General features: G+C 67.7%; 27 protein-coding genes. 25 read left to right on the top strand and 2 right to left on the bottom strand.

Features of this window, described 5'->3' with window-relative positions:
* Positions 1 to 42 precede the first annotated feature (42 nt).
* The 7 genes from mftA to mftG all read left to right on the top strand — a co-directional run bounded on the left by mftA (position 43) and on the right by mftG (position 6,571).
* The gene (mftA, locus tag A5756_RS25870) at positions 43 to 132 is read left to right on the top strand and encodes a mycofactocin precursor MftA (protein WP_040621348.1); all 90 of its coding nucleotides are present in this window, start codon (positions 43 to 45) and stop codon (positions 130 to 132) included.
* Positions 133 to 137: 5 nt separating this feature from the next.
* The gene (gene mftB, locus A5756_RS10695) at positions 138 to 410 is read left to right on the top strand and encodes a mycofactocin biosynthesis chaperone MftB (RefSeq protein WP_231588695.1); all 273 of its coding nucleotides are present in this window, start codon (positions 138 to 140) and stop codon (positions 408 to 410) included.
* A complete protein-coding gene (gene mftC / locus A5756_RS10690) occupies positions 407 to 1,603 on the top strand; it encodes a mycofactocin radical SAM maturase (protein WP_066951938.1) in 1,197 nt (398 codons plus the stop codon). Before mftB ends, mftC begins: the two co-directional genes overlap by 4 nt.
* 2 nt (positions 1,604 to 1,605) lie before the next feature.
* Positions 1,606 to 2,796, top strand: a complete 1,191-nt coding sequence (gene mftD, locus A5756_RS10685) for a pre-mycofactocin synthase MftD (RefSeq protein WP_066951937.1) — start codon at positions 1,606 to 1,608, stop codon at positions 2,794 to 2,796.
* A 163-nt stretch (positions 2,797 to 2,959) separates the two neighbouring features.
* Positions 2,960 to 3,703, top strand: a complete 744-nt coding sequence (gene mftE / locus A5756_RS10680; RefSeq protein ID WP_066951935.1) for a mycofactocin biosynthesis peptidyl-dipeptidase MftE — start codon at positions 2,960 to 2,962, stop codon at positions 3,701 to 3,703.
* Complete coding sequence (gene mftF, locus A5756_RS10675) at positions 3,700 to 5,112, top strand: mycofactocin biosynthesis glycosyltransferase MftF (RefSeq protein ID WP_066951933.1); 1,413 nt, start codon at positions 3,700 to 3,702, stop codon at positions 5,110 to 5,112. The genes mftE and mftF overlap by 4 nt, the downstream gene beginning before the upstream one ends.
* A 19-nt stretch (positions 5,113 to 5,131) precedes the next feature.
* Entirely contained in the window at positions 5,132 to 6,571 is a 1,440-nt protein-coding gene (mftG, locus tag A5756_RS10670; RefSeq protein WP_066951931.1) for a mycofactocin system GMC family oxidoreductase MftG, read from the top strand.
* Between the two features lie 651 nt (positions 6,572 to 7,222).
* Here the strand turns inward: mftG and A5756_RS10660 are convergent.
* Entirely contained in the window at positions 7,223 to 8,818 is a 1,596-nt protein-coding gene (locus A5756_RS10660; RefSeq protein ID WP_066951928.1) for an MFS transporter, read from the bottom strand.
* A gap of 143 nt (positions 8,819 to 8,961) precedes the next feature.
* Between A5756_RS10660 and A5756_RS10655 the strand changes: the two genes are divergently transcribed.
* The 15 genes from A5756_RS10655 to A5756_RS10585 all read left to right on the top strand — a co-directional run bounded on the left by A5756_RS10655 (position 8,962) and on the right by A5756_RS10585 (position 19,599).
* Complete coding sequence (locus A5756_RS10655) at positions 8,962 to 9,570, top strand: TetR/AcrR family transcriptional regulator (RefSeq protein ID WP_082948155.1); 609 nt, start codon at positions 8,962 to 8,964, stop codon at positions 9,568 to 9,570.
* A gap of 384 nt (positions 9,571 to 9,954) precedes the next feature.
* On the top strand, positions 9,955 to 10,260 hold the full coding sequence (rpsJ, locus tag A5756_RS10650) for a 30S ribosomal protein S10 (protein ID WP_003873519.1): 306 nt from the start codon (positions 9,955 to 9,957) through the stop codon (positions 10,258 to 10,260).
* Positions 10,261 to 10,275: 15 nt separating this feature from the next.
* Positions 10,276 to 10,929, top strand: a complete 654-nt coding sequence (rplC, locus tag A5756_RS10645) for a 50S ribosomal protein L3 (protein WP_066951926.1) — start codon at positions 10,276 to 10,278, stop codon at positions 10,927 to 10,929.
* Entirely contained in the window at positions 10,929 to 11,609 is a 681-nt protein-coding gene (gene rplD / locus A5756_RS10640) for a 50S ribosomal protein L4 (protein WP_066951925.1), read from the top strand. The genes rplC and rplD overlap by 1 nt, the downstream gene beginning before the upstream one ends.
* The gene (gene rplW, locus A5756_RS10635) at positions 11,610 to 11,912 is read left to right on the top strand and encodes a 50S ribosomal protein L23 (protein ID WP_066951923.1); all 303 of its coding nucleotides are present in this window, start codon (positions 11,610 to 11,612) and stop codon (positions 11,910 to 11,912) included.
* A gap of 29 nt (positions 11,913 to 11,941) precedes the next feature.
* Entirely contained in the window at positions 11,942 to 12,784 is an 843-nt protein-coding gene (rplB, locus tag A5756_RS10630; RefSeq protein WP_066951922.1) for a 50S ribosomal protein L2, read from the top strand.
* A 29-nt stretch (positions 12,785 to 12,813) separates the two neighbouring features.
* Positions 12,814 to 13,095, top strand: coding sequence for a 30S ribosomal protein S19 (rpsS, locus tag A5756_RS10625; RefSeq protein WP_066951921.1), 282 nt, complete (start codon positions 12,814 to 12,816; stop codon positions 13,093 to 13,095).
* Positions 13,092 to 13,646: a 50S ribosomal protein L22 gene (gene rplV, locus A5756_RS10620; protein ID WP_066951918.1), complete on the top strand. Its 555-nt coding sequence runs from the start codon at positions 13,092 to 13,094 to the stop codon at positions 13,644 to 13,646. The genes rpsS and rplV overlap by 4 nt, the downstream gene beginning before the upstream one ends.
* Entirely contained in the window at positions 13,646 to 14,485 is an 840-nt protein-coding gene (gene rpsC, locus A5756_RS10615) for a 30S ribosomal protein S3 (RefSeq protein ID WP_066951917.1), read from the top strand. Before rplV ends, rpsC begins: the two co-directional genes overlap by 1 nt.
* A gap of 3 nt (positions 14,486 to 14,488) precedes the next feature.
* Positions 14,489 to 14,905: a 50S ribosomal protein L16 gene (gene rplP, locus A5756_RS10610; RefSeq protein WP_007167840.1), complete on the top strand. Its 417-nt coding sequence runs from the start codon at positions 14,489 to 14,491 to the stop codon at positions 14,903 to 14,905.
* Positions 14,905 to 15,138, top strand: a complete 234-nt coding sequence (rpmC, locus tag A5756_RS10605) for a 50S ribosomal protein L29 (protein WP_066951916.1) — start codon at positions 14,905 to 14,907, stop codon at positions 15,136 to 15,138. The genes rplP and rpmC overlap by 1 nt, the downstream gene beginning before the upstream one ends.
* Entirely contained in the window at positions 15,135 to 15,494 is a 360-nt protein-coding gene (gene rpsQ / locus A5756_RS10600; RefSeq protein WP_197505364.1) for a 30S ribosomal protein S17, read from the top strand. The genes rpmC and rpsQ overlap by 4 nt, the downstream gene beginning before the upstream one ends.
* 116 nt (positions 15,495 to 15,610) lie before the next feature.
* Positions 15,611 to 17,971: an arylsulfatase gene (locus tag A5756_RS10595; protein WP_066951909.1), complete on the top strand. Its 2,361-nt coding sequence runs from the start codon at positions 15,611 to 15,613 to the stop codon at positions 17,969 to 17,971.
* Entirely contained in the window at positions 17,946 to 18,620 is a 675-nt protein-coding gene (locus A5756_RS26220; RefSeq protein ID WP_232001820.1) for a hypothetical protein, read from the top strand. The genes A5756_RS10595 and A5756_RS26220 overlap by 26 nt, the downstream gene beginning before the upstream one ends.
* Positions 18,621 to 18,663: 43 nt before the next feature.
* On the top strand, positions 18,664 to 19,599 hold the full coding sequence (locus A5756_RS10585) for a DUF4436 domain-containing protein (RefSeq protein WP_066951906.1): 936 nt from the start codon (positions 18,664 to 18,666) through the stop codon (positions 19,597 to 19,599).
* 3 nt (positions 19,600 to 19,602) lie between these two features.
* Here A5756_RS10585 and pstS read toward each other — a convergent pair whose 3' ends face one another.
* Positions 19,603 to 20,733 carry a phosphate ABC transporter substrate-binding protein PstS gene (pstS, locus tag A5756_RS10580; protein WP_066952045.1) on the bottom strand — a complete coding sequence of 377 codons (1,131 nt, stop codon included), beginning with the start codon at positions 20,731 to 20,733 and terminating at the stop codon, positions 19,603 to 19,605.
* A gap of 339 nt (positions 20,734 to 21,072) precedes the next feature.
* On the opposite strand from pstS, the gene A5756_RS10575 reads away from it, so the two are divergent.
* The 3 genes from A5756_RS10575 to A5756_RS10565 all read left to right on the top strand — a co-directional run bounded on the left by A5756_RS10575 (position 21,073) and on the right by A5756_RS10565 (position 24,056).
* Positions 21,073 to 22,026 carry a DUF4436 domain-containing protein gene (locus A5756_RS10575; RefSeq protein ID WP_066951903.1) on the top strand — a complete coding sequence of 318 codons (954 nt, stop codon included), beginning with the start codon at positions 21,073 to 21,075 and terminating at the stop codon, positions 22,024 to 22,026.
* 20 nt (positions 22,027 to 22,046) lie between these two features.
* Positions 22,047 to 22,961 (top strand): formylglycine-generating enzyme family protein, encoded by a 915-nt coding sequence (locus A5756_RS10570; protein WP_066951900.1) that lies wholly within the window; start codon positions 22,047 to 22,049, stop codon positions 22,959 to 22,961.
* Positions 22,962 to 23,177: 216 nt separating this feature from the next.
* Positions 23,178 to 24,056: a DUF4436 domain-containing protein gene (locus tag A5756_RS10565; RefSeq protein WP_066951897.1), complete on the top strand. Its 879-nt coding sequence runs from the start codon at positions 23,178 to 23,180 to the stop codon at positions 24,054 to 24,056.
* Positions 24,057 to 24,196 lie beyond the last annotated feature (140 nt).

Below are 24,196 nucleotides of genomic sequence, written 5' to 3'. Positions count from 1 at the left end.
CGATCCCCATCGTTGTCAAGAACCGACGAAAGGCAATGACCCGTGGACCACGAAACCGAGACCGAGACCCAGCTCGTCGCCGAGACCCTGGTCGAAGAGGTGTCCATCGACGGCATGTGCGGGGTGTACTGACCCGCGTGTTCGACCCCGACCGCGGCTGGCGGTTGCACCCCCAGGTGGCGGTTCGACCCGAACCGTTCGGGGCGCTGCTCTATCACTTCGGCACCCGCAAGCTGTCTTTTCTCAAGAACCGCACCATCCTGACGGTGGTGCGGTCGCTGGCCGACCATCCCGATGTGCATTCCGCCTGCCGCGCGGCGGGTGTGGACGACTCGGGTGAGGCGCCGTACCTACACGCGCTGGGCGTGTTGGCCGATTCGAAGATGTTGGTACCTCAGGAGGTTCCATGACCGCCGGACTGGCCAGAGTGCCGCGGCTCATCGAGCAGTTCGAGAGCGGGCTGGATGCGCCAATCTGCCTGACGTGGGAGCTGACGTACGCCTGCAACCTGGCGTGCGTGCACTGCCTGTCGTCCTCGGGTAAACGTGATCCGCGGGAGCTGTCCACCCGGCAGTGCATGGACATCATCGACGAGCTCGAACGCATGCAGGTGTTCTACGTCAACATCGGCGGCGGTGAGCCGACCGTGCGCCCGGACTTCTGGGAGCTGGTCGATTACGCCACCGCGCACCACGTCGGGGTGAAGTTCTCCACCAACGGGGTCCGCATCACCGAAGAGGTCGCCGCCCGGCTGGCCGCCAGCGACTACGTCGATGTCCAGATCTCGCTCGACGGGGCCACCGCGGAGGTCAACGACGCGGTCCGGGGCCCGGGGTCCTTCGCCATGGCCGTGCGCGCGCTGGAGAACCTGGCCAGTGCAGGCTTCGCCGACGCGAAGATCTCCGTCGTGGTCACCCGGCACAACGTCGACCAACTCGACGAATTCGCCGCGCTGGCAAGCCGTTACGGTGCCACCCTGCGGATCACCCGGCTGCGTCCCTCGGGCCGCGGCGCCGACGTCTGGGAGGACCTGCACCCCACCGCCGAGCAGCAGGTGCAGCTCTACGACTGGCTGGTCGCCAAGGGGGAGCGGGTCCTCACCGGCGACTCCTTCTTCCACCTGTCGCCGCTGGGGTCCTCCGGCGCGCTGGCCGGGCTGAACATGTGCGGTGCCGGCCGGGTGGTGTGCCTGATCGACCCGGTGGGCGACGTGTACGCCTGCCCGTTCGCCATCCACGACCGCTTCCTGGCCGGAAATGTGCTGTCGGACGGTGGATTCGACCAGGTCTGGAAGAACGCACCGCTGTTCCGTGAGCTCCGCGAACCGCAGTCCGCGGGCGCGTGTGGCAGCTGCGGCCACTACGACGCCTGCCGGGGCGGCTGCATGGCGGCCAAGTTCTTCACCGGCCTGCCGATGGACGGGCCGGATCCCGAGTGCGTCCAGGGCCACAGCGCGTCGGCGCTGGCCCGCCGGCGCGAGACGCCGCGCCCCCGGGCCGACCATTCCCACGGGCGGCGCGTTCGCCAGCCGGTGCCCTTGACGCTGTCCGTGCGGCCACCGGACGTGCCACCCGCGCGGCTGTGCAACGAAAGCCCGGTGTGACCATGGCCGGCCAGTGGTTTGAAACCGTTGCCATCGCGCAGCAGCGCGCGAAGCGGCGACTGCCGAAATCCGTCTACTCGGCGCTGCTTGCGGGAAGCGAAAAGGGAGTCACTGTCTCCGATAACGTCGCGGCGTTCGGTGAACTGGGATTCGCCCCGCACGTCGTGGGCGCGCAGGAAAAGCGCGACCTATCGACTACCGTGATGGGACAAGATATTTCGATGCCGGTGCTGATTTCGCCAACCGGTGTCCAGGCGGTCGACCCGGACGGTGAGGTCGCGGTCGCGCGGGCAGCGGCGTCGCGGGGAACGGCGATGGGCCTGTCCTCTTTCGCCAGCAAACCGATCGAGGAGGTCGTCGCCGCCAATCCCAAAATCTTCTTCCAGGTGTACTGGCTGGGCGGGCGCGACGCGATCGCCGAGCGGGTGGAACGGGCGCGCCAGGCCGGTGCGGTCGGTTTGATCGTCACCACCGACTGGTCGTTCTCCCACGGGCGCGACTGGGGTAGTCCCCAGATTCCCGAAGCGATGAACCTGCGGACCGTCCTGCGGCAGTCTCCGGAAGCGGTGTTCAAGCCACGCTGGCTGTGGAAATACGGCAAGACACTGCGCCCGCCGGATTTGCGGGTGCCCAACCAGGGTCGCCCCGGTGAACCCGGCCCGCCCTTCTTCGCGGCCTACGGCGAGTGGATGGGTACGCCGCCCCCGACGTGGGAGGACATCGCGTGGCTACGCGAGCTGTGGGGCGGTCCCTTCATGCTCAAGGGCGTGATGCGTGTTGACGACGCGAAAAGGGCTGTGGATGCCGGGGTTTCGGCGATTTCGGTGTCGAACCACGGTGGTAACAACCTCGACGGCACGCCGGCCTCCATCCGCGCGCTGCCCGCCGTGGCCGCCGCGGTGGGCGATGAGGTCGAGGTGCTGCTCGATGGTGGCATCCGCCGCGGCAGCGACGTCGTCAAGGCCGTGGCGCTCGGGGCGCGCGCGGTGATGATCGGCCGCGCCTACCTGTGGGGCCTCGCCGCGGCCGGCCAGGCGGGCGTGGAGAACGTGCTCGACATCCTGCGCGGGGGCATCGACTCGGCGCTGATGGGTCTGGGCCACGCCAGCGTCCACGACCTCGGCCCGGAGGACATCTTGGTGCCCGCCGGCTTCACCCGGGCGCTCGGGGTCCCGTCCGGCGGGGACGCCTGATCGGCTAATCACCGAATCCCGGGCAGATTTATCCGGAATGCTCGGCGGCCCCGAAACGGTGGTACACGCGTGGTACCCGTGACGAACGAGCACAAATTTAGAACCCCTGATGAACCAGTCAGAAAAAAAATGTTTTCTCCGAACAACAATTGGTGCACGCCAGGTGAATTCGTCCTACCATCACCGAGTGCCCGTACTCGGCGAATTGGCAATGGCGACGTCAAGCCAGCTATCGGGCACCTCGCCGTCGATATTGATCCCGCTGGGGTCGACCGAACAGCACGGCCCGCATCTGCCGTTGGACACCGACACCCGGATCGCCACCGCGGTCGCCCGGGGGGTTCGGGCCGGTCTCGAAGCGATCCTCGAGCGCGAGTGGTTGCTGGCGCCGGCCATCGCCTACGGCGCCAGCGGCGAGCACCAGAGTTTCGCCGGAACGATCTCCATCGGCACCGAAGCCCTGACGATGCTGCTCGTGGAGTACGGCCGGTCGGCCGCTAGCTGGGCCAATCGCCTGGTCTTCGTCAACGGCCACGGCGGCAACGTCGCCGCGCTGACCGCTGCGGTGGCGCGGCTGCGGGCCGAGGGACGCGACGCCGGCTGGTGCCCATGCCTGGCCGACGGTGGCGATGCCCACGCCGGGCACACCGAAACATCGATGTTGCTGCACATCTCGCCCGGCGACGTGCTGACCGACCGATGGCTCACCGGCAACCGGGCGCCGCTGCCGGAATTACTCCCGTCGATGCGGCGCGGGGGAGTCGCGGCGGTCAGCCCCGTGGGCGTGCTGGGGGACCCGACAACCGCGACCGCCGCCGAAGGCAAGCGCATCCTTGCCGAGATGGTCGACGGCTGTGTCCGGCGAGTGGCCCGGTGGTCGCCCGGGCGCGACGGGATGCTTACATGACGGCGACCCGGCTGCCGGATGGCTTCGCCGTCCAGGTCGACCGGCGGGTGCGGGTGCTCGGCGATGGCTCGGCGCTGCTCGGTGGTTCACCGACCCGGCTGCTGAAGCTGGCGCCGGCCGCCCAGGACATGCTGTGCGACGGCCGGCTGAAGGTTCGCGACGACGTCAGCGCCCAGCTGGCCCGCACCCTGCTCGACGCCACGGTGGCGCATCCGCGGCCGGCGGGCGGCCCGTCGCACCACGACGTCACCGTGGTAATTCCGGTGCGCGACAACCTTTCCGGGGTGCGCCGCTTGGTGAGCTCGCTGCGCGGCCTGCGGGTCATCGTGGTGGACGACGGTTCGAGCCCGCCGATCGAGCCCGACGACTTCGTCGGCGCGCACTGCGACGTCGAAGTGTTGCGGCACGCCCGCTCCAGAGGCCCGGCCGCCGCCCGCAACACCGGGTTGGCCGCCTGCAGGACCGACTACGTCGCGTTTCTGGATTCCGACGTCGCTCCGCGGCGCGGCTGGCTGGAGGCGCTGCTCGGGCATTTCTGCGATCCCACCGTGGCCCTGTCCGCGCCGCGCATCGTCGGTTTGTCGCACAGTGAGAATGTGGTGGCCCGTTACGAGGCGCTGCACTCGTCGCTCGACCTCGGCGAGCGCGAAGCGCCGGTGCTGCCCCACAGCCAGGTGTCCTACGTGCCCAGCGCGGCGATCATCTGTCGGTGCTCCGCCCTGCGCAGTGTCGGCGGGTTCGACGAGACCCTGCAATCCGGCGAAGACGTCGACCTGTGTTGGCGGCTCATCGAGGCCGGCGCCCGGCTGCGCTACGAACCCATCGCGCTGGTCGCCCACGACCACCGCACCGAACTGCGGGATTGGCTCGCGCGCAAGGCGTTCTATGGTGGATCGGCGGCCCCGCTCTCGGTTCGCCACCCGGACAAGACGGCCCCGGTGGTGATCTCCGGCTGGGCGCTGATGACCTGGATCCTGATGGCGTTCGGGACCAGCCTGTCCCAGCTGGCGTCCATCGTCGTCGCCGTCCTGACCGGCCGCAGGATCGCCAGGGCGATGCGCGGCGCCGAGACGTCCATCGCCGACGTGGCGATGATCGCGACCCGTGGCCTGTGGTCGGCGGCACTGCAGCTGGCGTCGGCCCTGTGTCGGCACTATTGGCCGGTGGCGCTGCTTGCCGCCACGCTGTCGCGACACTTCCGACGCGTCGTGCTGGTCGCGGCGATCATGGACGGCGTGGTGGACTGGCTGCGGCGCCGCGACGCCATCGGCGACGATGCCGAACCGATCGGCCTGTTGACCTATCTGTTGCTCAAGCGTGTCGACGACCTGGCGTACGGCCTCGGGTTGTGGTGGGGAGTGGTGCGGGAGCGCAACCTGCGGGCGCTGAAACCCCAGATTCGGAGCTAGCCGCCACCTTGACCCGCCCTTGAGTAAGGCCGCCCCGCACAGCGACGTGCTGATCGTCGGTGCCGGTAGCGCTGGATCGGTTGTCGCCGAACGTCTTTCTGCCGAGCCGGGCTGCGCGGTGACCGTCCTCGAGGCGGGGCCGGCCCTCGATGATCCGGGATTGCTCGCTCAGACCGCGAACGGGTTGCAGCTGCCGATCGGGGTCGGCAGCCCGCTGGTGTGCCGTTATCAGACCAGCCTGACCGATCGACCCATGCGCGCGCATCCGATCGTGCGCGGGGCGACGGTCGGTGGCTCGGGCGCAATCAATGGCGGCTACTTCTGCCGCGGATTGCCGCGCGACTTCGACCGGTTATCGCTACCCGGCTGGGCCTGGTCCGACGTCCTCGAAAGCTTCCGCGCCATCGAGACCGACCTGGACTTCAGCGGGCCGGCCCATGGCGACAGCGGTCCCATCCGGGTCCGTCGTACCCACGAAATGACGGGAACCACCGAGCGTTTCATCACCGCCGCGCAGCGCGCCGGGTTCGACTGGATCGAAGATCTCAATGACTGTGGGCCGGAACTGGTTTCGGGAGTAGGCGCCGTCCCGCTCAACATCGTGGACGGTGTGCGTACCGGATCCGGCGCGGGATTTCTGCTGCCGGCGCTGCGCCGGCCGAATCTGACATTGCACTCCCGGACGCGCGCCGCGCGGTTGCGCTTCGCCGGCGCCGCCGCCGCGGGTGTCGACGCGATCGGCCCGCACGGCCGCTTGACGCTGACCGCGGACCGGATCGTGCTGTGTGCCGGTGCCATCCAAACGGCGCAGCTGCTGATGCTCTCCGGCATCGGAGCCGAGAAGGGGCTGCGGTCCGTCGGCGTACCCGTGGTGAAGCCGCTGCCGGTGGGGACGTCGTTCAGCGATCACCCCGAATGGGTGTTGCCCACCGACTGGACGGTGGCTCCCGGCCGGCCGGTGCTCGAAGTCGTACTCAGCACCGCCGACGGGCTCGAGATCAGACCGTACACAGGGGGATTCGTCGCGATGACCGGGGACGGCACCGCCGGTCATGCCGACTGGCCGCACATCGGGGTTGCGCTCATGCGGCCGCGCGCACGGGGGCGTATTGCGCTGGCGTCGGCGGATCCCGAGGCGGCGCCCCGCATCGAGCACCGCTACGACAGCGAGCCCGAAGACGTCGCGGCGCTACGCCAAGGCGCCGAACTTGCCCGCGAATTGGCGCGTACCGCAACGCATGTCGGTGAACCCGTATGGTCCACGTCGCAACATCTCTGCGGCACAGCGCCGATGGGCGCCGATACCGACCCGCGAGCCGTCGTAGACCATCGCTGCCGGGTGCACGGTATCGACAACCTTTGGGTGATCGACGGCTCGATCCTGCCCGAAATCACCAGCCGGGGGCCGCACGCCAGCATCGTCATGCTCGGTCATCGCGCCGCCGAATTCGTTCGGTGATGCGTGCGTGAGGGCGGGCCTCAAGGCTGAGGCATGAGGCCCGCCCCGCGAGCGGCGATTGTTCATGCGGTCCACGTAGATGGCCACGTCGAGTGGCAGTGCGCGCGCAGGTGGTGCGTCACGCGACAATAGCGTCGCAATATTCGTGGACTGCACGGTCGCCATTTCACTGTTCGATTACCCGTGCTTGTCTCTTCTCGGTTACCTCCCTTCGCCGATGCGTGAAACATGCCGGCAGGCCGGAGGTGAACGCTGCCGGGCCCAGATCAGGGAGGCCGGCCAGCGAGTCCGCCGCCCGAGGGTGTGCGCCGCGCGGCCGGCGCGCGTCGATTCGGTGGACACCAGGGTGCTCGTCTGGCGCCGGCAGCGCCGCGCCGTGGGAAACTCACAGCTGGGGTGCCGAGCCGGCTCGCTCTCTCGCCTCAGGCGTACCCATTCGGCCTCCACGATCGCCGCCGCCTCATGCATCACCGGGCATACCGGCTCGACCACGCTCGCAACACCCATCAACACCACATCCACCTCGCTCGCAGAGATGATCTGTATCTGTCGATATACGTCTGGTGATACCAGAACCGGCAGACATTTTCAAGCGTTGAACCCGCTGTCGGACAACAGCATTGGCCGAAGCGGTCGCGCCCCGGCGGCGTGTCAGCGATGGCGGCCGGACAGCATCCCGCGTACCGGCCGAAGCTGCCGGCCGTCGCGGCCCGGCGCCCAAACCGCGATCAGCAGCGCGGCGGCGGCGACGATCACGGCCATCGTGATGGTCGACGCGTGCAAGGCCGCCAGGAACGCGGACTTGCTGATGTCGGCCAGCTGGCGGCCCTGGGGCCCCATCCGGCCCGCCACCTCGACCGCCTTGGCCAGCGAATCGGTGGCCGGCCCCCGGACCGGCCCGGGAAAGCCCGCCAGCTTCGGGGCGAGCTCGTGCGAATAGCGGCCGGCCAGAATCGAACCCGCCACCGCGATTCCCAACGCGCCGCCCATCTCCCGGGACGTATCGTTCACCGCGGAGGCGACGCCCTGCTTCTCGTCGGGCACCGCTCCCATGATCGCCGATGTCGTCGGTGCCGTGCAGATTCCGATGCCGGTTGCCAGGATCAGTGTGGGCCAGGCGAATTCCAGATAGGAAGAGTGCAGGTTCAACCGGTACATGCACGCGAAGCCGACCGCCATCAGCAGCGTGCCGATGAACAGCACCAGCCGCAGGCCCAGCTTGGGCACGTACCAGAACGACAGCGCCGAGAAGATGCCCAGCGGCACCATGAACGGGCCGAAGGAGATTGCCGTCGCCAGGGCCGAGTAGCCCATGATCTGTTGCACGTATTGCATGCCGATGTAGAAGAACCCGAACGTGGCGCCGAACAGGATGACGATCGCGGCGACGCCGGTGGCGAAATTCGGGTCGGCGAACAACCGGACGTCGAGCAGGGGTTGCCTGCTGCGCCAGGCGAGGCGCAGCTCGACGGCACCGAACGCCGCCGCGAGCACCGCGCCCGCGACAAGCCCGCCCCAGACCAGGGGGTCGCTCCATCCGCGGGTCGGCGCTTCCAGGATCGCCGCCACGGCGATCGCCAGCGCGGCGCCGATCAGGACCGCGCCCAGCCCATCGATCCGCGGGGCGCCGCTGTCGCGGGACGAAGCGACGGTGCACGCCAGCGCGAAGATCACCAGCCCGGCGGCGCCCAGTGACCAGAAGATCGCGTGCCAGTCCCAAAAGCGAAGCAGCAAACCGGAACCGATCATGCCCAGCACGCCACCGGATCCGGCCGTGCCGGCCCAGATCCCAACCGCCTTGGTGCGCTGGGCTTTCGGATAGGCCACGCTCAGCAGCGACAGCGTCGCCGGCATCACGAAGGCGGCGCCGATCCCGGCCGCCGCGCGGCCGGCGATGATCTGCGCCGGGCTGTGCAGCATCGCCGGAGCCATCGAGCCGACCGAGAAGACCACCAAACCGATCAGCAGGGCGCCGCGCCTGCCGTAGCGGTCGCCGATCGCGCCGGCGGGCAAGAGCAGACACGCCAGGGCCACGGTGTATCCGTCGACGATCCAGTTCAGCTGGGACTGGGTGGCCGAGGTGGCCACCGCGAGGTCTCCCAGCGCGGTGTTCAAGGCCGTCATCGAGGCGACAACCAGGGCGACTCCCATGCAGGCGACGGCCAGCGTCCAGTTTCGCGCTCGGGGACTATTGCCGATGCTGACCGCATCAGTACGCTGGTCAGGCCGGACCAGGGTTTCGACCATGATGCGCCTCCTCACGGTGGCGTTGGGAAGTTTCGAGACCGACAGTCTTGTAGGTAGACCGATAGTCTCGTTTCCAAACAGGGAGGTGGATCACAATCACTGGCAGTACCAGCGACCCCCGCCCAGCGCGCTCGCGGGCCCGTTTGCTCGAGGCCGCCGCCGCGCTGCTGAGTTCAGGTGGTCCCAGCGCGGTGACCGTCGACGCGGTCACCCGTACCGCCAACGTCGCGAGGGCCACGTTGTATCGCCACTTCCCGAGCGGAAACGATTTGCTGGCAGCGGCTTTCAACAGCCTCATCCCACCGTCACCCGCGCCGCCGGCCGAGGGTTCGCTGCGCGACCGCCTGGTGGCGGTGGTGTTGGCGCAGGCCGAGTCGGTGGCCCAGGCGCCCGCCGTCATGACGGCGATGTCGTGGCTGGCCCTGGGCCGCGACCTGGACGAGATGCCGGAACCCCGCGACAGTCAGGCGGCGGACAGCGCGGCGATCACCACGCTGCGCGAGCGCATCGCCCAGCAGTACGCGGCCCCGTTCGACGCCATCTTCGACAGCCCGGAGGCCGCCGAACTCGGCGAGGTGGACCGCTCCCGGGCCATCGCGCTCCTCATCGGCCCCCTGGTGCTGGGGCGCCTTTCCACGCTTCCCGACTTCGATTACCGCGAGTGCGCGCTCGCGTCCGTCGACGGTTTCCTCTATGTTCAGCGCGCACACAACCGGGCCGACGCGGCGAGCGTCGAATCGGCGGGTGCCTGAGGCCGGCTACGGCCGCTGACCAGCGGGTTGGCCGCCCGGCGGGGCCGCGTCGGCGGCGTTCGGCCGGGATTTGGCCAAACCCACGATCTAGGGCATACTGTTCAGGTTGCCTTGGGCCGGGTTTGCGCCTGGTCGGGCATACGACCAGCGCCCAAACGGGCGCGTCCGGTCCCATCCTTGGAGCGCGACAAATTTTGCCGCGGTCCAGGCTGCGTGAGGGTGACACACCCGACCGCGGGGGCCGGTGGACCACGACAGGTAAACAGCGGCGCAGTATCCGGCGCGACGCTCGATCGGCCCAGGGTTGACCCGGGCTCGATCAGCGCGCTGGGAGCACCAGGTCCGGACACGGATTTTTGTAAGTGGAGTGAGGGTAGGAGAAGCGTGGCGGGACAAAAGATCCGCATCAGGCTCAAGGCCTACGACCATGAGGCCATCGACGCATCGGCGCGCAAAATCGTCGAGACCGTCGTCCGCACGGGTGCCAGTGTCGTAGGTCCGGTGCCGCTGCCGACTGAGAAGAACGTGTACTGCGTCATTCGCTCTCCGCATAAGTACAAGGACTCGCGGGAGCACTTCGAGATGCGTACTCACAAGCGGTTGATCGACATCCTCGACCCGACGCCGAAGACCGTCGACGCGCTGATGCGCATCGACCTTCCGGCCAGTGTCGACGTCAACATCCAGTAGGGGCTTGGTGAACTCATGGCAAGAAAAGGCATTCTGGGTACCAAGCTGGGCATGACGCAGGTGTTCGACGAGAACAACCGGGTCGTCCCCGTGACGGTGGTCAAAGCGGGGCCCAACGTGGTCACCCGCATCCGCACGCCCGAGCGCGACGGCTACAGCGCCGTCCAGCTGGCCTACGGCGAGATCAGCCCCCGCAAGGTGAACAAGCCGGTGACCGGTCAGTACAGCGCCGCGGGCGTGAACCCGCGCCGGCACCTCGCCGAGCTGCGGCTGGATGACGAGGCCGCGACCAGCGAATACGAAGTCGGCCAGGAGCTGACGGCGGAGATCTTCGCCGACGGCGCCGATGTCGACGTGACCGGTACCTCCAAGGGCAAGGGCTTCGCCGGCACCATGAAGCGCCACGGCTTCAAGGGCCAGGGCGCCAGCCACGGTGCGCAGGCGGTGCACCGCCGTCCCGGTTCCATCGGCGGCTGCGCCACTCCCGCGCGCGTCTTCAAGGGCACCCGGATGGCCGGCCGGATGGGTAACGACCGGGTGACCGTGCAGAACCTGGTGGTGCACAAGGTTGATGCCGAGAACGGCGTGCTGCTGATCAAGGGCGCGGTCCCAGGCCGCACCGGTGGGCTCGTGGTGGTCCGCAGCGCGATCAAACGAGGTGAGAAGTAATGGCGACCAAAGGCCAGACACTCAAGATTGACGTCAAGACGCCGGACGGCAAGGTCGACGGCTCCGTCGAATTGCCGGCCGAATTGTTCGACGCCCCGGCCAATATCGCGTTGATGCACCAGGTGGTCACCGCGCAGCGGGCGGCGGCTCGCCAGGGCACGCACTCGACCAAGACCCGCGGCGAGGTCAGCGGCGGTGGACGTAAGCCATACCGGCAGAAGGGAACCGGTCGTGCCCGTCAGGGTTCGACGCGGGCCCCGCAGTTCACCGGCGGTGGCGTCGTGCACGGCCCCAAGCCCCGCGATTACGCCCAGCGCACCCCCAAGAAGATGATCGTCGCGGCGTTGCGCGGCGCCTTGTCGGACCGGGCGCGCAACGGCCGCATTCATGCGGTCACCGAGCTGGTGTCGGGCCAGACGCCGTCGACCAAGAACGCCAGGGCATTTCTGGGCACGCTGACCGACCGCAAGAAGGTGCTGATCGTGATCGGCCGCAGCGACGAGGCCGGCGCCAAGAGCGTGCGCAACCTGCCCGGTGTGCACATCCTGACGCCCGACCAGCTCAACACCTATGACGTGCTGCGCTCCGACGACGTGGTGTTCAGCGTTGAGGCGCTCAACGCCTACATCAGTGCCCAGGCGGGCGCCAGCACCGCTAGCACCGAGGAGGTAACGGCGTAGATGGCGACCATCACCGACCCCCGCGACATCATCCTGGCCCCGGTCATCTCGGAAAAGTCCTACGGGCTGCTGGACGACAACGTGTACACCTTTGTGGTGCACCCCGATTCGAACAAGACGCAGATCAAGATCGCCATCGAGAAGATCTTCTCTGTCAAGGTCGCATCGGTGAACACCGCAAACCGGCAGGGTAAGCGCAAGCGCACCAGGACCGGATACGGCAAGCGCAAGGGCACTAAGCGGGCCATCGTCACGCTGGCGCCCGGTAGCAAGCCCATCGACCTGTTCGGGGCCCCGGCCTAGCCGCGCGCGAGAGAAAGACCTGATTAGACATGGCAATTCGTAAGTACAAGCCGACGACCCCCGGCCGCCGCGGCTCCAGCGTGTCCGACTTCGCCGAGGTCACCCGGTCGGAGCCGGAGAAGTCGTTGGTGCGCCCGCTGCACGGCCACGGTGGCCGTAACGCACACGGCCGCATCACCACCCGCCACAAGGGCGGCGGCCACAAGCGGGCCTACCGGGTGATCGACTTCCGTCGCAACGACAAGGACGGCGTCAACGCCAAGGTCGCGCACATCGAGTACGACCCGAACCGGACCGCCAACATCGCGCTACTGCACTTCCTGGACGGCGAGAAGCGTTACATCATCGCGCCGCAAGGCCTTTCGCAGGGCGACGTGGTGGAGTCGGGCGCGAACGCCGACATCAAGCCCGGCAACAACCTGCCACTGCGCAACATCCCCGCCGGTACCGTGATCCACGCCGTGGAACTGCGGCCGGGCGGTGGCGCCAAGCTGGCCCGGTCCGCCGGCTCGAGCATCCAGCTGCTCGGTAAAGAGGGCACCTACGCGTCGCTGCGTATGCCCAGCGGTGAAATCCGCCGCGTCGACGTGCGCTGCCGCGCCACGGTCGGCGAGGTGGGCAACGCCGAGCAGGCAAACATCAACTGGGGCAAGGCCGGCCGGATGCGGTGGAAGGGCAAGCGCCCCTCGGTCCGTGGTGTGGTCATGAACCCGGTGGACCACCCGCACGGTGGTGGTGAGGGCAAGACCTCCGGTGGTCGCCACCCGGTGAGCCCGTGGGGCAAGCCGGAGGGCCGCACCCGCCACCCGAACAAGGCCAGCAACAAACTCATCGTCCGGCGCCGGCGCACCGGCAAGAAGCACGGTCGCTGAGGAAGTTCCGGGACTAGGAGTACAAGCACATGCCACGCAGCCTGAAGAAGGGCCCGTTCGTCGACGGCCACCTCCTCAAGAAGGTGGACGTTCAGAACGAGAAGAACACCAAGCAGGTCATCAAGACCTGGTCTCGGCGTTCGACGATCATCCCGGACTTCATCGGTCACACCTTTGCCGTCCACGACGGACGCAAGCACGTCCCGGTGTTCGTCACCGAGTCGATGGTCGGTCACAAGCTTGGTGAATTCGCGCCGACGCGAACCTTCAAGGGACACATCAAGGACGACCGGAAGGCCAAACGGCGATGACCACAACTGAATTCCCGTCGGCGGTCGCCAAGGCGCGGTTCGTGCGGGTCTCACCGACGAAGGCACGCCGGGTGATCGACCTGGTGCGGGGCCGGTCGGTGGCCGACGCGCTCGACATCCTGCGCTGGGCGCCCCAGGCGGCCAGCGAGCCGGTAGCCAAGGTGATCGCCAGCGCCGCGGCGAACGCGCAGAACAACAACGGGCTGGACCCGGCCACCCTGGTGGTCGCCACGGTGTACGCCGACGAGGGCCCGACCGCCAAGCGCATTCGTCCGCGCGCCCAGGGTCGCGCATTCCGGATCCGCAAGCGCACCAGCCACATCACGGTCGTGGTGGAGAGCCGGCCGGCCAAGGACCAGCGTTCGGCGAAGTCGACGAGGGCCCGCCGCGCCGAGGCCAGCAAGGCCGCCGCGAAGGCGCCCGCGAAGAAGGCCGCCACCAAGGCACCCGCCAAGAAGGCACCCGCGAAGAAGGCTGCGGCGAAAACCGCCGAGGCGAAGACTTCGAAGGCAACTGCTGAGACCTCGGAAGCGAAGGGAGGCTCAGACTAGTGGGCCAGAAGATAAATCCGCACGGCTTCCGGCTGGGTATCACCACCGACTGGAAGTCCCGCTGGTACGCCGACAAGCAGTACGCGGACTACGTCAAGGAAGACGTCGCGATCCGCAAGCTGCTGTCCACCGGGCTGGAGCGCGCCGGCATCGCCGACGTGGAGATCGAGCGCACCCGCGACCGGGTGCGCGTCGACATCCACACCGCGCGCCCCGGCATCGTCATCGGCCGCCGCGGCACCGAGGCCGACCGCATCCGTGCGGACCTGGAGAAGCTGACCGGCAAGCAGGTTCAGCTCAACATCCTCGAAGTCCGCAATCCTGAGTCCCAGGCGCAATTGGTGGCCCAGGGCGTCGCCGAGCAGCTGAGCAACCGGGTGGCGTTCCGCCGCGCGATGCGTAAGGCCATCCAGTCGGCGATGCGTCAGCCCAACGTCAAGGGCATCCGGGTGCAGTGCTCGGGTCGCCTGGGCGGTGCGGAGATGAGCCGCTCGGAGTTCTACCGCGAGGGGCGGGTGCCGCTGCACACGCTGCGCGCCGACATCGACTACGGCCTGTACGAGGCCAAGACCACCTTCGGCCGGATCGGTGTGAAGGTGTGGATCTACAAGGGCGACATCGTCGGCGGGAAACGCGAACTGGCCGTAGCCGCTCCGGCGGGCGCCGACCGTCCGCGCCGCGAGCGTCCGTCGGGCACGCGCCCCCGGCGCAGCGGTGCGTCGGGGACCACGGCGACCAGCACCGAGGCCGGCCGGGCCGCCGCGGGCGCCGAAGAAAGCACTGCGGCCGCAGCGGCCGAGGCCGCGCCCGCCGCAGAACCGCAGAGCACGGAGAGCTGAATCATGTTGATTCCCCGCAGGGTTAAACACCGCAAGCAGCACCACCCCCGCCAGCGTGGCATCGCCAGCGGCGGCACGGCGGTGAACTTCGGTGACTACGGCATCCAGGCCCTGGAGCACGCCTACGTCACCAACCGGCAGATCGAGTCCGCGCGTATCGCGATCAACCGCCACATCAAGCGTGGCGGCAAGGTGTGGATCAACGTCTTCCCGGACCGCCCGCTGACCAAGAAGCCCGCCGAAACCCGGATGGGTTCGGGTAAGGGCTCGCCGGAATGGTGGGTGGTCAACGTCAAGCCGGGCCGCGTGCTGTTCGAGCTGAGCTACCCCAACGAGCAGGTGGCCCGGGCGGCCCTTACCCGTGCAATCCACAAGCTGCCGATCAAGGCACGCATCGTGACCCGAGAGGATCAGTTCTGATGGCAGTGGGAATTTCGCCTGGCGAACTGCGTGAGCTCACCGACGAGGAGCTGACCGAGCGTCTGCGCGAATCCAAGGAAGAGCTGTTCAACCTGCGTTTCCAGATGGCGACGGGGCAGCTGTCCAACAACCGCCGGCTGCGCGCGGTGCGACAGGAGATCGCGCGCGTGTACACCGTGCTGCGCGAACGAGAACTGGGCCTGGCTTCCGGGCCCGACGGTAAGGAATCCTGATGGCAGAAGCGAAGAAGGCGGCCCCGAAGGCGGCTCCGAAGGCGGCCGCAAAGGACACCGCCTCGAAAGAGAAGGGCCCCAAGCACACTCCGGCCAACCCGAAGGTGCGTGGCCGGCGCAAGGTCCGCATCGGTTACGTGGTGAGCGACAAGATGCAGAAGACCATCGTGGTCGAGCTGGAAGACCGCGTGCGTCACCCGCTGTACGGCAAGATCATCCGTACCACCAAGAAGGTGAAGGCGCACGACGAGAACAGCACCGCGGGCATCGGCGACCGCGTCTCGCTGATGGAGACGCGTCCGACGTCGGCGACCAAACGGTGGCGGCTCGTCGAAATCCTCGAGAAGGCCAAGTAGCCCCCACGGGACATCGAAACGCCCGGGACCTTAGGGTCTCGGGCGTTTCGCTGTGCCGAGCGTAACGCCGCAGGGAAAAAGGATCGGAATTCCCGCGGTGGCGCTACGCTCGGCGCATGTCGCCTGACTCCCATGCCTTTCAAGGCAAGATCGAGCTGGATATCCGGGACTCCGAGCCGGACTGGGGCCCGTACGCCGCCCCGACCGCACCGGAGAACTCGCCCAACATCCTGTACCTGGTCTGGGACGACACCGGCATCGCGACGTGGGACTGTTTCGGCGGCCTGGTCGAGATGCCCGCCATGACCCGCATCGCCGAGCGTGGTGTACGGCTGTCGCAATTTCACACCACCGCGCTGTGCTCGCCGACCCGGGCGTCGTTGTTGACCGGCCGCAACGCCACCACCGTCGGCATGGCCACCATCGAGGAGTTCACCGACGCCTTCCCCAACGCCAACGGCCGGATCCCGTTCGATACCGCGCTGCTCTCCGAAGTGCTGGCCGAGCGCGGCTACAACACGTACTGCGTCGGCAAGTGGCACCTGACGCCGCTCGAAGAATCCAATCTCGCTTCGACGAAACGACATTGGCCCATCTCGCGCGGCTTCGAGCGGTTCTACGGTTTCCTGGGCGGCGAGACCGACCAGTGGTATCCCGACCTGGTCTACGACAACCATCCGGTCAACCCGCCGGGCACGCCGGAAGACGGCTATCACCTTTCGAAGGACATCGCCGACAAGACCATCGAGTTCATCCGCGACGCCAAGGTGATCGCGCCGGACAAGCCCTGGTTCAGCTACGTGTGCCCGGGCGCCGGGCACGCGCCGCACCACGTCTTCAAAGAATGGGCGGACCATTACGCCGGCCGCTTCGACATGGGCTACGAGGCCTACCGCGAGATCGTGCTGGAAAACCAGAAGTCGATGGGCATCGTGCCGCCGGACACCGAGTTGTCGCCGGTCAACCCGTACCTGGACGTCAAGGGACCGCAGGGCGAGCCCTGGCCGCTGCAGGACACGGTGCGGCCGTGGGGCTCGCTGAACGCCGACGAGAAGAAGCTGTTCTCCCGAATGGCCGAGGTGTTTGCCGGCTTCCTCAGCTACACCGACGCCCAAATCGGCCGCATCCTGGACTATTTGGAGGAATCCGGTCAACTGGACAACACCCTCATCGTGGTGATCTCCGACAACGGCGCCAGCGGGGAGGGCGGCCCGAACGGATCGGTCAACGAGGGCAAGTTCTTCAACGGCTACATCGACACCGTCGAAGAGAGCATGAAGCTGTTCGACCACCTCGGCGGCCCGGAGACCTACAACCATTACCCGATCGGCTGGGCGATGGCCTTCAACACCCCGTACAAGCTGTACAAGCGGTACGCGTCGCACGAGGGCGGCATCGCCGACACGGCGATCATCTCGTGGCCCAATGGTGTTGCCGCACATGGGGAGATCCGCGACAACTACGTCAACGTCTGCGACATCACGCCCACGGTCTACGACCTGCTGGGCATGACGCCCCCCGACACCGTGCGGGGCATCGCGCAGAAGCCACTGGACGGCGTGAGTTTCAAAGCGGCCCTTGCTGATTCGGCCGCCAACACCGGGAAGCAGACCCAGTTCTATTCCATGCTCGGCACCCGCGGCATCTGGCATCAGGGCTGGTTCGCCAACACCGTCCACGCGGCCACGCCGGCGGGCTGGTCGCACTTCGACGCCGACCGCTGGGAGCTGTTCCACATCGAGGCCGACCGCAGCCAGTGTCACGACCTGGCCGCCGAGCACCCGGACAAACTCGAAGAACTCAAGGCGATGTGGTTCTCCGAGGCCGCCAAGTACAACGGGTTGCCGCTGTCGGACCTGAACATCCTGGAGACGATGACGCGATTTCGCCCTTACCTCGTCGGTGACCGGACCAGCTACATCTACTATCCCGACTGCGCGGACGTGAGCAGCGGCGCCGCCGCAGAAATCCGCGGCAGGTCGTTCGCGGTGCTGGCCGAGGTGAGCGTGGACACCACCGGCGCGGAAGGGGTGCTGTTCAAACACGGCGGCGCCCACGGCGGGCACGTGTTGTTCATCCAGGACGGGCGGCTGCATTACGTCTACAACTTCCTGGGCGAGCGCCAGCAGACGGTCTCCTCATCGGGCGCGGTGCCGCTCGGCAGGCATCTGCTCGGCGTGAATTATTCGCGGACCGGGACCGTCCCGGACAGCCACACGCCGCTCGGCGACGTCACGTTGTTCATCGACGACGAAGTGGTCGGCACGCTCGCGGACGTGCAGACCCATCCCGGAACGTTCGGGATCGCGGGTGCCGGGATCACCGTCGGCCGCAACGGCGGCTCGGCAGTGTGCAGCCGCTACAAAGCGCCGTTCTCGTTCACCGGGGGCACCATCGCGCAGGTCACCGTCGACCTGTCCGGCCGGCCCTATGTAGACGTGGAAGCCGAAATTGCGCTTGCCTTTTCGCGCGACTGAAGCCCTGGTGCTGTGCTTGTTGGCGCTCGCTGCGGTGGGATGTGAGAAGACCACCGGCGGAACGGCCATCGGTGGCACCGCCTCGTCAACTTCGGCCACCACGCGAGCTTCCGACCCGGCCGAGCCGGTGCCCGGCATCGAGACCACCCTGCCCGACCACATTCCGCCCAATGCCTTGGTGTGCTTCCCGCCGCCCACCAGCGGGTCGATGACCAAGGCCTCCGTGGCGGACCCGGTGGCGCCCGTGCTCACGGTCCCGTTGCCCGACGGCTGGAATGCGGTTCCCGGCACGGGCGACGTGGCGTTGACGTCGACCGGCCCCGACGGCATGTCGGTACGGGTGACCATCGCCCGCACCGACCTCGACCCCGGTGGCGCGTTCCTGCGTTATGCCACCGACTTGGGGACGGCGCACCCCGGGGCCAAGGTCACCGTCACAGCGGCCCAATTCTGCGGCTACAGCAGCCAGCTGCTCAGCGGGACCAATGGCGGGGCCGGAGCAAACGAGTTCGCCGACCGCATCGCCCACATCTGGACCAACACCCAGGCGTACCTGGTCGCCATCCATCTGGAGGGGCCCGGCAAAGCGCCCGGTTTCGAAGCGGCTAAATCGACGGTAATGCAGCAATTCGCCGTCATTATCCCCTGAAATTCGCCGTTGTCCCTGTTAGCATTTGGCCCGTGATGCCTCAATGACCGCCGGGACTCCGGCGCCTCCCGCGCCGCCGGCGCCCGCCGACCACCGGGGTCGGCAAATCGCCATCGCTTTTGGAATAGTCGCCTCCCTCATCGTCATCTACGCTCTCTCGCTGATCGCCGTGCACCTGCTGGCAAAGTCGGCGCCCCCGCTTCCCTCGGTGGATTTGAGCAAGGTGGAGGCCGAAGACAGCGTCGTTCAGGTCCGCCTGGAGAAGCTGGATACCGTCGCGAACCGCCTGACGGTGAATGTGACCGTCTACCCCAAGGATTCGTTGTACGACAAGAACTTCGGGGTGCTGACCACCGACGCCGCGGTGCGCCTGTATCCCGACAACGACCTCGGCGACCTGCAATACCCGGTAGGAAAATCGCCGGCGCAGGTCAGCACGACCATCGTCGCGCACGGCGATCCCGCCAACTGGCCGTTCGACGCCTACAAGACCGAGGTCATCGCCGCCGACGTGTTCACCGGTACCGGCGCCAGCCGCGAGAAGGCACCTGCCCGCGTCGAGGCGACCGGAAAGTTGGACGGCTGGGACGCCACCGTCACCCGCGTCCACGACCCCGAGGACGCCAACCCCGATGTGCAGGACGACTTGATCATCACGCTGCAACGGTCCAAGGGCGCGCTGATCTTCGACGTCGGCATCTGCCTGGTCCTCATCGCCCTGCCGGTGCTCGCATTGTGGGTGGCCATCCCGATGGCGTTGGGCCGGACCACCTTCCTGCCGCCGTTGGGAACCTGGTTCGCAGCGCTGCTGTTCGCCGTCGTCCCGCTGCGCAACTTCCTGCCAGGATCTCCACCGCCGGGTTCCTGGATCGACCAGGCCGTCGTCCTATGGGTACTGATAGGGCTGGTCACTGCGATGTCCCTGTTCATCGTCGCCTGGTGGCGATCCCGCGAGAAAAAGCCGCCGAAGAGGGCCTGACGCCTACTCCGGATTCGGTGCCTCCATCGAGCTGATCGCGTCGACGGCGCTCGAGACCCTGGCCTGGAAGTTGGGCGACAGCGGGATGTAGCCGCTGTTCGCCAGCTCCACCTGGCCGGGTCCGATCGCCGCCTGCAGGAACGCCTTGACCGCCTTGGCGACGTCCAGCGTCGGGTACTTCGAGCAGACGATCTCGTAGGTGGCCAAGACGATCGGGTAGACGTCCGGCTGGGCGGGGTTGTAGAACGACGAGATGTCGAGCACCAGGTCGTTGCCGCTGCCGACGATCTTGGCGCCGGTGATGGTCTTGCCGACGGTGTCGGTGCCGATCCGCACCGGCCGGAGCGACCTGCGGCTCGCCGGGGTTTTGATCTCGGCGGCGTAAAGCCCTTGCTGCAGCGCGAAAGACAGCTCGTTGTAACTGATTGCGCCCTCGGTCGATTTCACCAGTGCCGCGGTGCCGTTGTTGCCGGCGGCGCCGGTGCCGACGCCGCCGTTGAACGCCTTGCCGGCGCCCTTGCTCCAGGCCCCGCCGGACGCGGCCTGCAGGTAGGACTGGAAGTTGTCGGTGGTCCCGGACGCGTCGCTGCGGTAGATGACACGGATCTCTTCGGCCGGCATCGATGCGTTGAGCGCGGTAAGCGCCGGGTCATCCCATCGGGTGATGGTGCCGTCGAAGATCTTGGCTATCGTCGGCGCGTCGAGCACCAAGGAGTCGACCGAGCCGAGGTTGTAGGTGATGGCCAGCGGGCCGAACACCACCGGGAGGTTCCACGCGTCGGCTCCGCCGCAGCGTTGTTTGGCCGCGGCATATTGGTCTCCGGACAGCGGCGTGTCCGACCCGCCGAAATCCGTTTTGCCGGCGAGGAAGTCGCTGATTCCGGCGCCCGATCCGTTCGCGGTGTAGTTGAGGGTCTGCCCGGCGCAGACCTTCCCGTAGGCGGCGACGAACTTCGTCATCGCGTTGGCCTGCGCGGTCGAGCCGCTGGCGGTCAGAGCCTGCTTGCCGCCGCACTCCACCTTTGCGCCGGCGGCATACGCCAGCGTCGGGTGGGAGTCGGTGCTGCATGCTGAGACCGCCACTGCCGCCGCAGCGAACAGGCTGATGGCTGCCGCCGGTAGATTGCGCTTCACGTTGGTTGGCTCCTGGGGGTGGGGCCCGGCGGCGACGGCGAGCAGAGGGGCTTCGCCCCATTTCGACACACGTCGAGAATTACCGTTATCCCAGCCGGCAAGCAAACAAACATCGGGTGAACTGATCCTTTGGCCATGCGAGATGCCGGTGTGCGCGGGGAGCGGATGAGTCGCCCTGGGAAGGATTCGCTGCCCGGCGGCCTGCCGCTGGCGGCGTCGGCTCAACATGCCTGATGGCGACCGATATCTATTTTCGCCCCGCGAGCACATCGAGTTCGCTACCATCTGTCTCGTGCCGCCCAGGGCGGCGGATCGGTCAACCTCGACGAAGGCAGGAAGATGACCCATCACACGCCGCCGCAGCAGCAGCCCGCAACGCCAGCAACGCCTTCGCCCGGCACTACGACGTTGGCGCGGCCCGAAACGCAGTCGCGCAAGCCCAGGCGGCGCCTCGTCATCGGCCTCGGCGCCCTGCTGGCCTTCGTTGCGGTCTATGCGTTGTCCCTGTTCGGCTTCCACCTGCTGGCCAATTCCGGGGCCCCACTCAAGCCGCCGGACTTGAACGCAACCGGTGACACCGTCGTGTTGGTCCGCCTTGAGAAGCTGGACACCATCGCCAATCGCCTGACGGTGAAAGTGCTTGTGATACCCGAAGACTCGATGTTCGACAAACGCCTTGACGTGTTGAAGACCGACACCGCGGTCCGGATGGATCCGCCCAACGACCTGGGCGATCTGCAATACCCGGCGGGGAAGTCGCCGGCGCAGGTTGCCACCACGATCGAGGCACACGGAAACCCCAACGACTGGCCGTTCGATTCGTATCGCACGGATACACTCTCGGCCGATGTTCTCGTTGGCCAGGGCGACGCCCGCCAATACATCCCCGCCCGGGTCGAGGTCACCGGCGCGTTGGATGGCTGGGACGTGAGCGTCCAGCGCGTCGGTGAAGCCAGCCAGGAATCGGACCGGCCGGACAACGTGGTCATCACGCTGCACCGGGCCAAAGGTCCGCTGATCTTCGACCTCGGCATCTGCCTTGTCCTCTTCGCCCTGCCGACCTTGGCGTTCGCGGTGGCCATCCAGATCGCCTTGGGGAGGCGCAAATTCGTGCCGCCCTTCGTGACATGGTTCGCGGCGATGCTGTTCGCCGTCATACCCATCCGCAACTTCCTTCCCGGCTCGCCACCACCCGGGGCATGGATCGACCAGGCGTTGGTGATCTGGGTGCTGCTCGCGCTTGTCGGGGCGATGGGGCTGTACATGCTCACGTGGTATCGGCAATCCGACTGAGCCGCTCGTACCCTGGACTGGTGCTCACCGAGCTGGTCGACCTACCGGGCGGATCGTTCCGCATGGGGTGCACCAGCTTCTATCCCGAAGAGGCGCCGATCCACACCGTCACCGTGGCCTCATTCGCGGTGGAGCGACACCCGGTGACCAACGCGCAGTTCGCCGAATTCGTCTCCGCGACAGGCTATGTGACGGTTGCCGAGCAACCCATCGACCCGGCGCTGTACCCGGGGGCGGACCCGGCCGATCTGCGTCCGGGCGCCATGGTCTTTCGTCCCACTCCCGGCCCGGTCGACCTGCGCGACTGGCGGCAGTGGTGGGACTGGGTGCCGGGTGCGAATTGGCGGCACCCGTTCGGCCCGGACAGCGACATCGCCGAGTTGGCCGATCACCCGGTGGTGCAGGTGGCCTACCCCGACGCCGCCGCGTACGCGCGGTGGGCCGGTCGGCGGCTGCCGACTGAGGCCGAGTGGGAGTACGCCGCCCGCGGCGGGAGCGCGGGCACGTACGCGTGGGGGGACGAACCCAACCCCGACGGTCGGCTGATGGCCAACACCTGGCAGGGTCGCTTCCCATACCGCAACGACGGCGCCCTGGGCTGGGTGGGCACATCGCCGGTGGGCACGTTCCCCCCCAACGGGTTCGGCCTGCTCGACATGATCGGCAACGTGTGGGAGTGGACCGCCACCAGGTTCTCCGCGCACCACCGCCTCGACGAGCCGCCGAAGGCGTGTTGCGCCCCAACGGGGCCGGCGGATCCGGCCGTCAGCCAGACGCTGAAGGGCGGTTCGCACCTGTGCGCGCCGGAGTACTGCCACCGCTATCGTCCGGCCGCGCGGTCACCGCAGTCGCAGGACACCGCGACCACCCACATCGGGTTCCGCTGCGTCACGCAGCAAACGCGGGCCGTTCCCGGGGGCGCCGCCCACACCTGAAACGACGAGCGGGTTACCGCCGCATGGACGGCGAGTGACGGGGCGTGCATCGGCGCGCACGGTGTGCGCGAGTTCGCTAGCATCTGACCACGTGTGGCCCTCGACGAGCCCTGAAACATCAGCGGCTCACCAATGACCGCCGAGGCTCCCGCGGCGCCGGCACCGCCGCCCCCATCGGACGCACCGACACCGTCCGCACCGCCGGCCCGCAAACACATGGCGAAGCGGCCGCGCATCGTGATCGGGGTCGCCGTCCTGGCGGTGGTCGTCACGGCCTACATGCTCTCCCTGTTCGGCGTCCACTGGCTGGAGAGGTCCGAGGGGCCGCTGCCTCCGCTGGACCTGGGCCAGGGCGGGGGCGACGCGACCATCGTGCAGCTGCAGGTCGAGGAATTGAAGCCGGTCGCCAAGCGGCTCGCGGTGAATGTGCTTGTCTATCCGGGGATTTCGGCGTACGACAACAGATTCGACGTGTTGGGCACCGACGTCGCCGTGCGCCTGTACCCGACGAGCGACCTGGGCGACCTGCACTACCCGAAGGGCAAGGCGCCGGCGCAACTCAGCACCACGGTCGTGGCGCACGGCGATCCGGGCAACTGGCCGTTCGACTCCTACCGGACCGAGCCGATCTCCGCCGACGCCTTCGTCGGGTCGGGCGACAACCTGAAGAAGGTGCCCGCCCGGGTCGAGGTGACTGGGGAGTTGGACGGGTGGGACATCACCGTCAACCGCGTCCACGACCCCGGAGCGCTCCCGACGCAGCGCGGCACCGACAACGGGAACGTGGTCATCACCCTGAAGAGGGCCAAGGGCCCGCTGATCTTCGACCTGGGCATCTGCCTGGTCCTCATCAGCCTGCCCACCCTGGCGCTGCTGGTCGCCATTCCGATGGCGCTGGGCAGAAGGAAGTTTCTGCCGCCGTTCGCCACCTGGTACGCCGCGAACCTGTTCGCCATCGTCCCGCTGCGCAACATCCTTCCCGGCGCACCACCGCCCGGTTCGTGGATCGACCAGGCCATCGTTCAATGGGTGCTGATCGCGCTCGTCACGGCGATGAGCTTGTACATCTTTGCCTGGGTCCGGCAAGGGGACTAGTGGGCAGGTAGGTGTTGTCAGACCGCCCTGGCATAATCGAATGTATGTTCGAATCGAGGGTGTCGTCGCCCGCGGTGATCGCGGAGTTCGATGAGCACTTCGAGCGGCGGTATCCGTCTGCGACGGCGGAGTCGGCGGCG

Origin of the sequence: Mycobacterium sp. 852002-53434_SCH5985345, from assembly GCF_001667155.1 — a bacterium.
Lineage (GTDB): Bacteria > Actinomycetota > Actinomycetes > Mycobacteriales > Mycobacteriaceae > Mycobacterium.
The sequence above is the reverse complement of the archived record's forward strand: the minus strand, read 5'-3'. Positions and strand labels throughout refer to the sequence as shown.

Bases quoted from the DNA above. Each gene is read 5' to 3' on its own strand.
- mftC (WP_066951938.1), top strand. From the start codon at position 407: ATGACCGCCGGACTGGCCAGAGTGCCGCGGCTCATCGAGCAGTTCGAG.
- mftD (WP_066951937.1), top strand. From the start codon at position 1,606: ATGGCCGGCCAGTGGTTTGAAACCGTTGCCATCGCGCAGCAGCGCGCG.
- mftF (WP_066951933.1), top strand. From the start codon at position 3,700: ATGACGGCGACCCGGCTGCCGGATGGCTTCGCCGTCCAGGTCGACCGG.
- A5756_RS10660 (WP_066951928.1), bottom strand. From the start codon at position 8,818: ATGGTCGAAACCCTGGTCCGGCCTGACCAGCGTACTGATGCGGTCAGC.
- rplC (WP_066951926.1), top strand. From the start codon at position 10,276: ATGGCAAGAAAAGGCATTCTGGGTACCAAGCTGGGCATGACGCAGGTG.
- rplD (WP_066951925.1), top strand. From the start codon at position 10,929: ATGGCGACCAAAGGCCAGACACTCAAGATTGACGTCAAGACGCCGGAC.
- rplW (WP_066951923.1), top strand. From the start codon at position 11,610: ATGGCGACCATCACCGACCCCCGCGACATCATCCTGGCCCCGGTCATC.
- rplB (WP_066951922.1), top strand. From the start codon at position 11,942: ATGGCAATTCGTAAGTACAAGCCGACGACCCCCGGCCGCCGCGGCTCC.
- rpsS (WP_066951921.1), top strand. From the start codon at position 12,814: ATGCCACGCAGCCTGAAGAAGGGCCCGTTCGTCGACGGCCACCTCCTC.
- rplV (WP_066951918.1), top strand. From the start codon at position 13,092: ATGACCACAACTGAATTCCCGTCGGCGGTCGCCAAGGCGCGGTTCGTG.
- rplP (WP_007167840.1), top strand. From the start codon at position 14,489: ATGTTGATTCCCCGCAGGGTTAAACACCGCAAGCAGCACCACCCCCGC.
- rpmC (WP_066951916.1), top strand. From the start codon at position 14,905: ATGGCAGTGGGAATTTCGCCTGGCGAACTGCGTGAGCTCACCGACGAG.
- A5756_RS10595 (WP_066951909.1), top strand. From the start codon at position 15,611: ATGTCGCCTGACTCCCATGCCTTTCAAGGCAAGATCGAGCTGGATATC.
- A5756_RS10585 (WP_066951906.1), top strand. From the start codon at position 18,664: ATGACCGCCGGGACTCCGGCGCCTCCCGCGCCGCCGGCGCCCGCCGAC.
- A5756_RS10575 (WP_066951903.1), top strand. From the start codon at position 21,073: ATGACCCATCACACGCCGCCGCAGCAGCAGCCCGCAACGCCAGCAACG.
- A5756_RS10565 (WP_066951897.1), top strand. From the start codon at position 23,178: ATGGCGAAGCGGCCGCGCATCGTGATCGGGGTCGCCGTCCTGGCGGTG.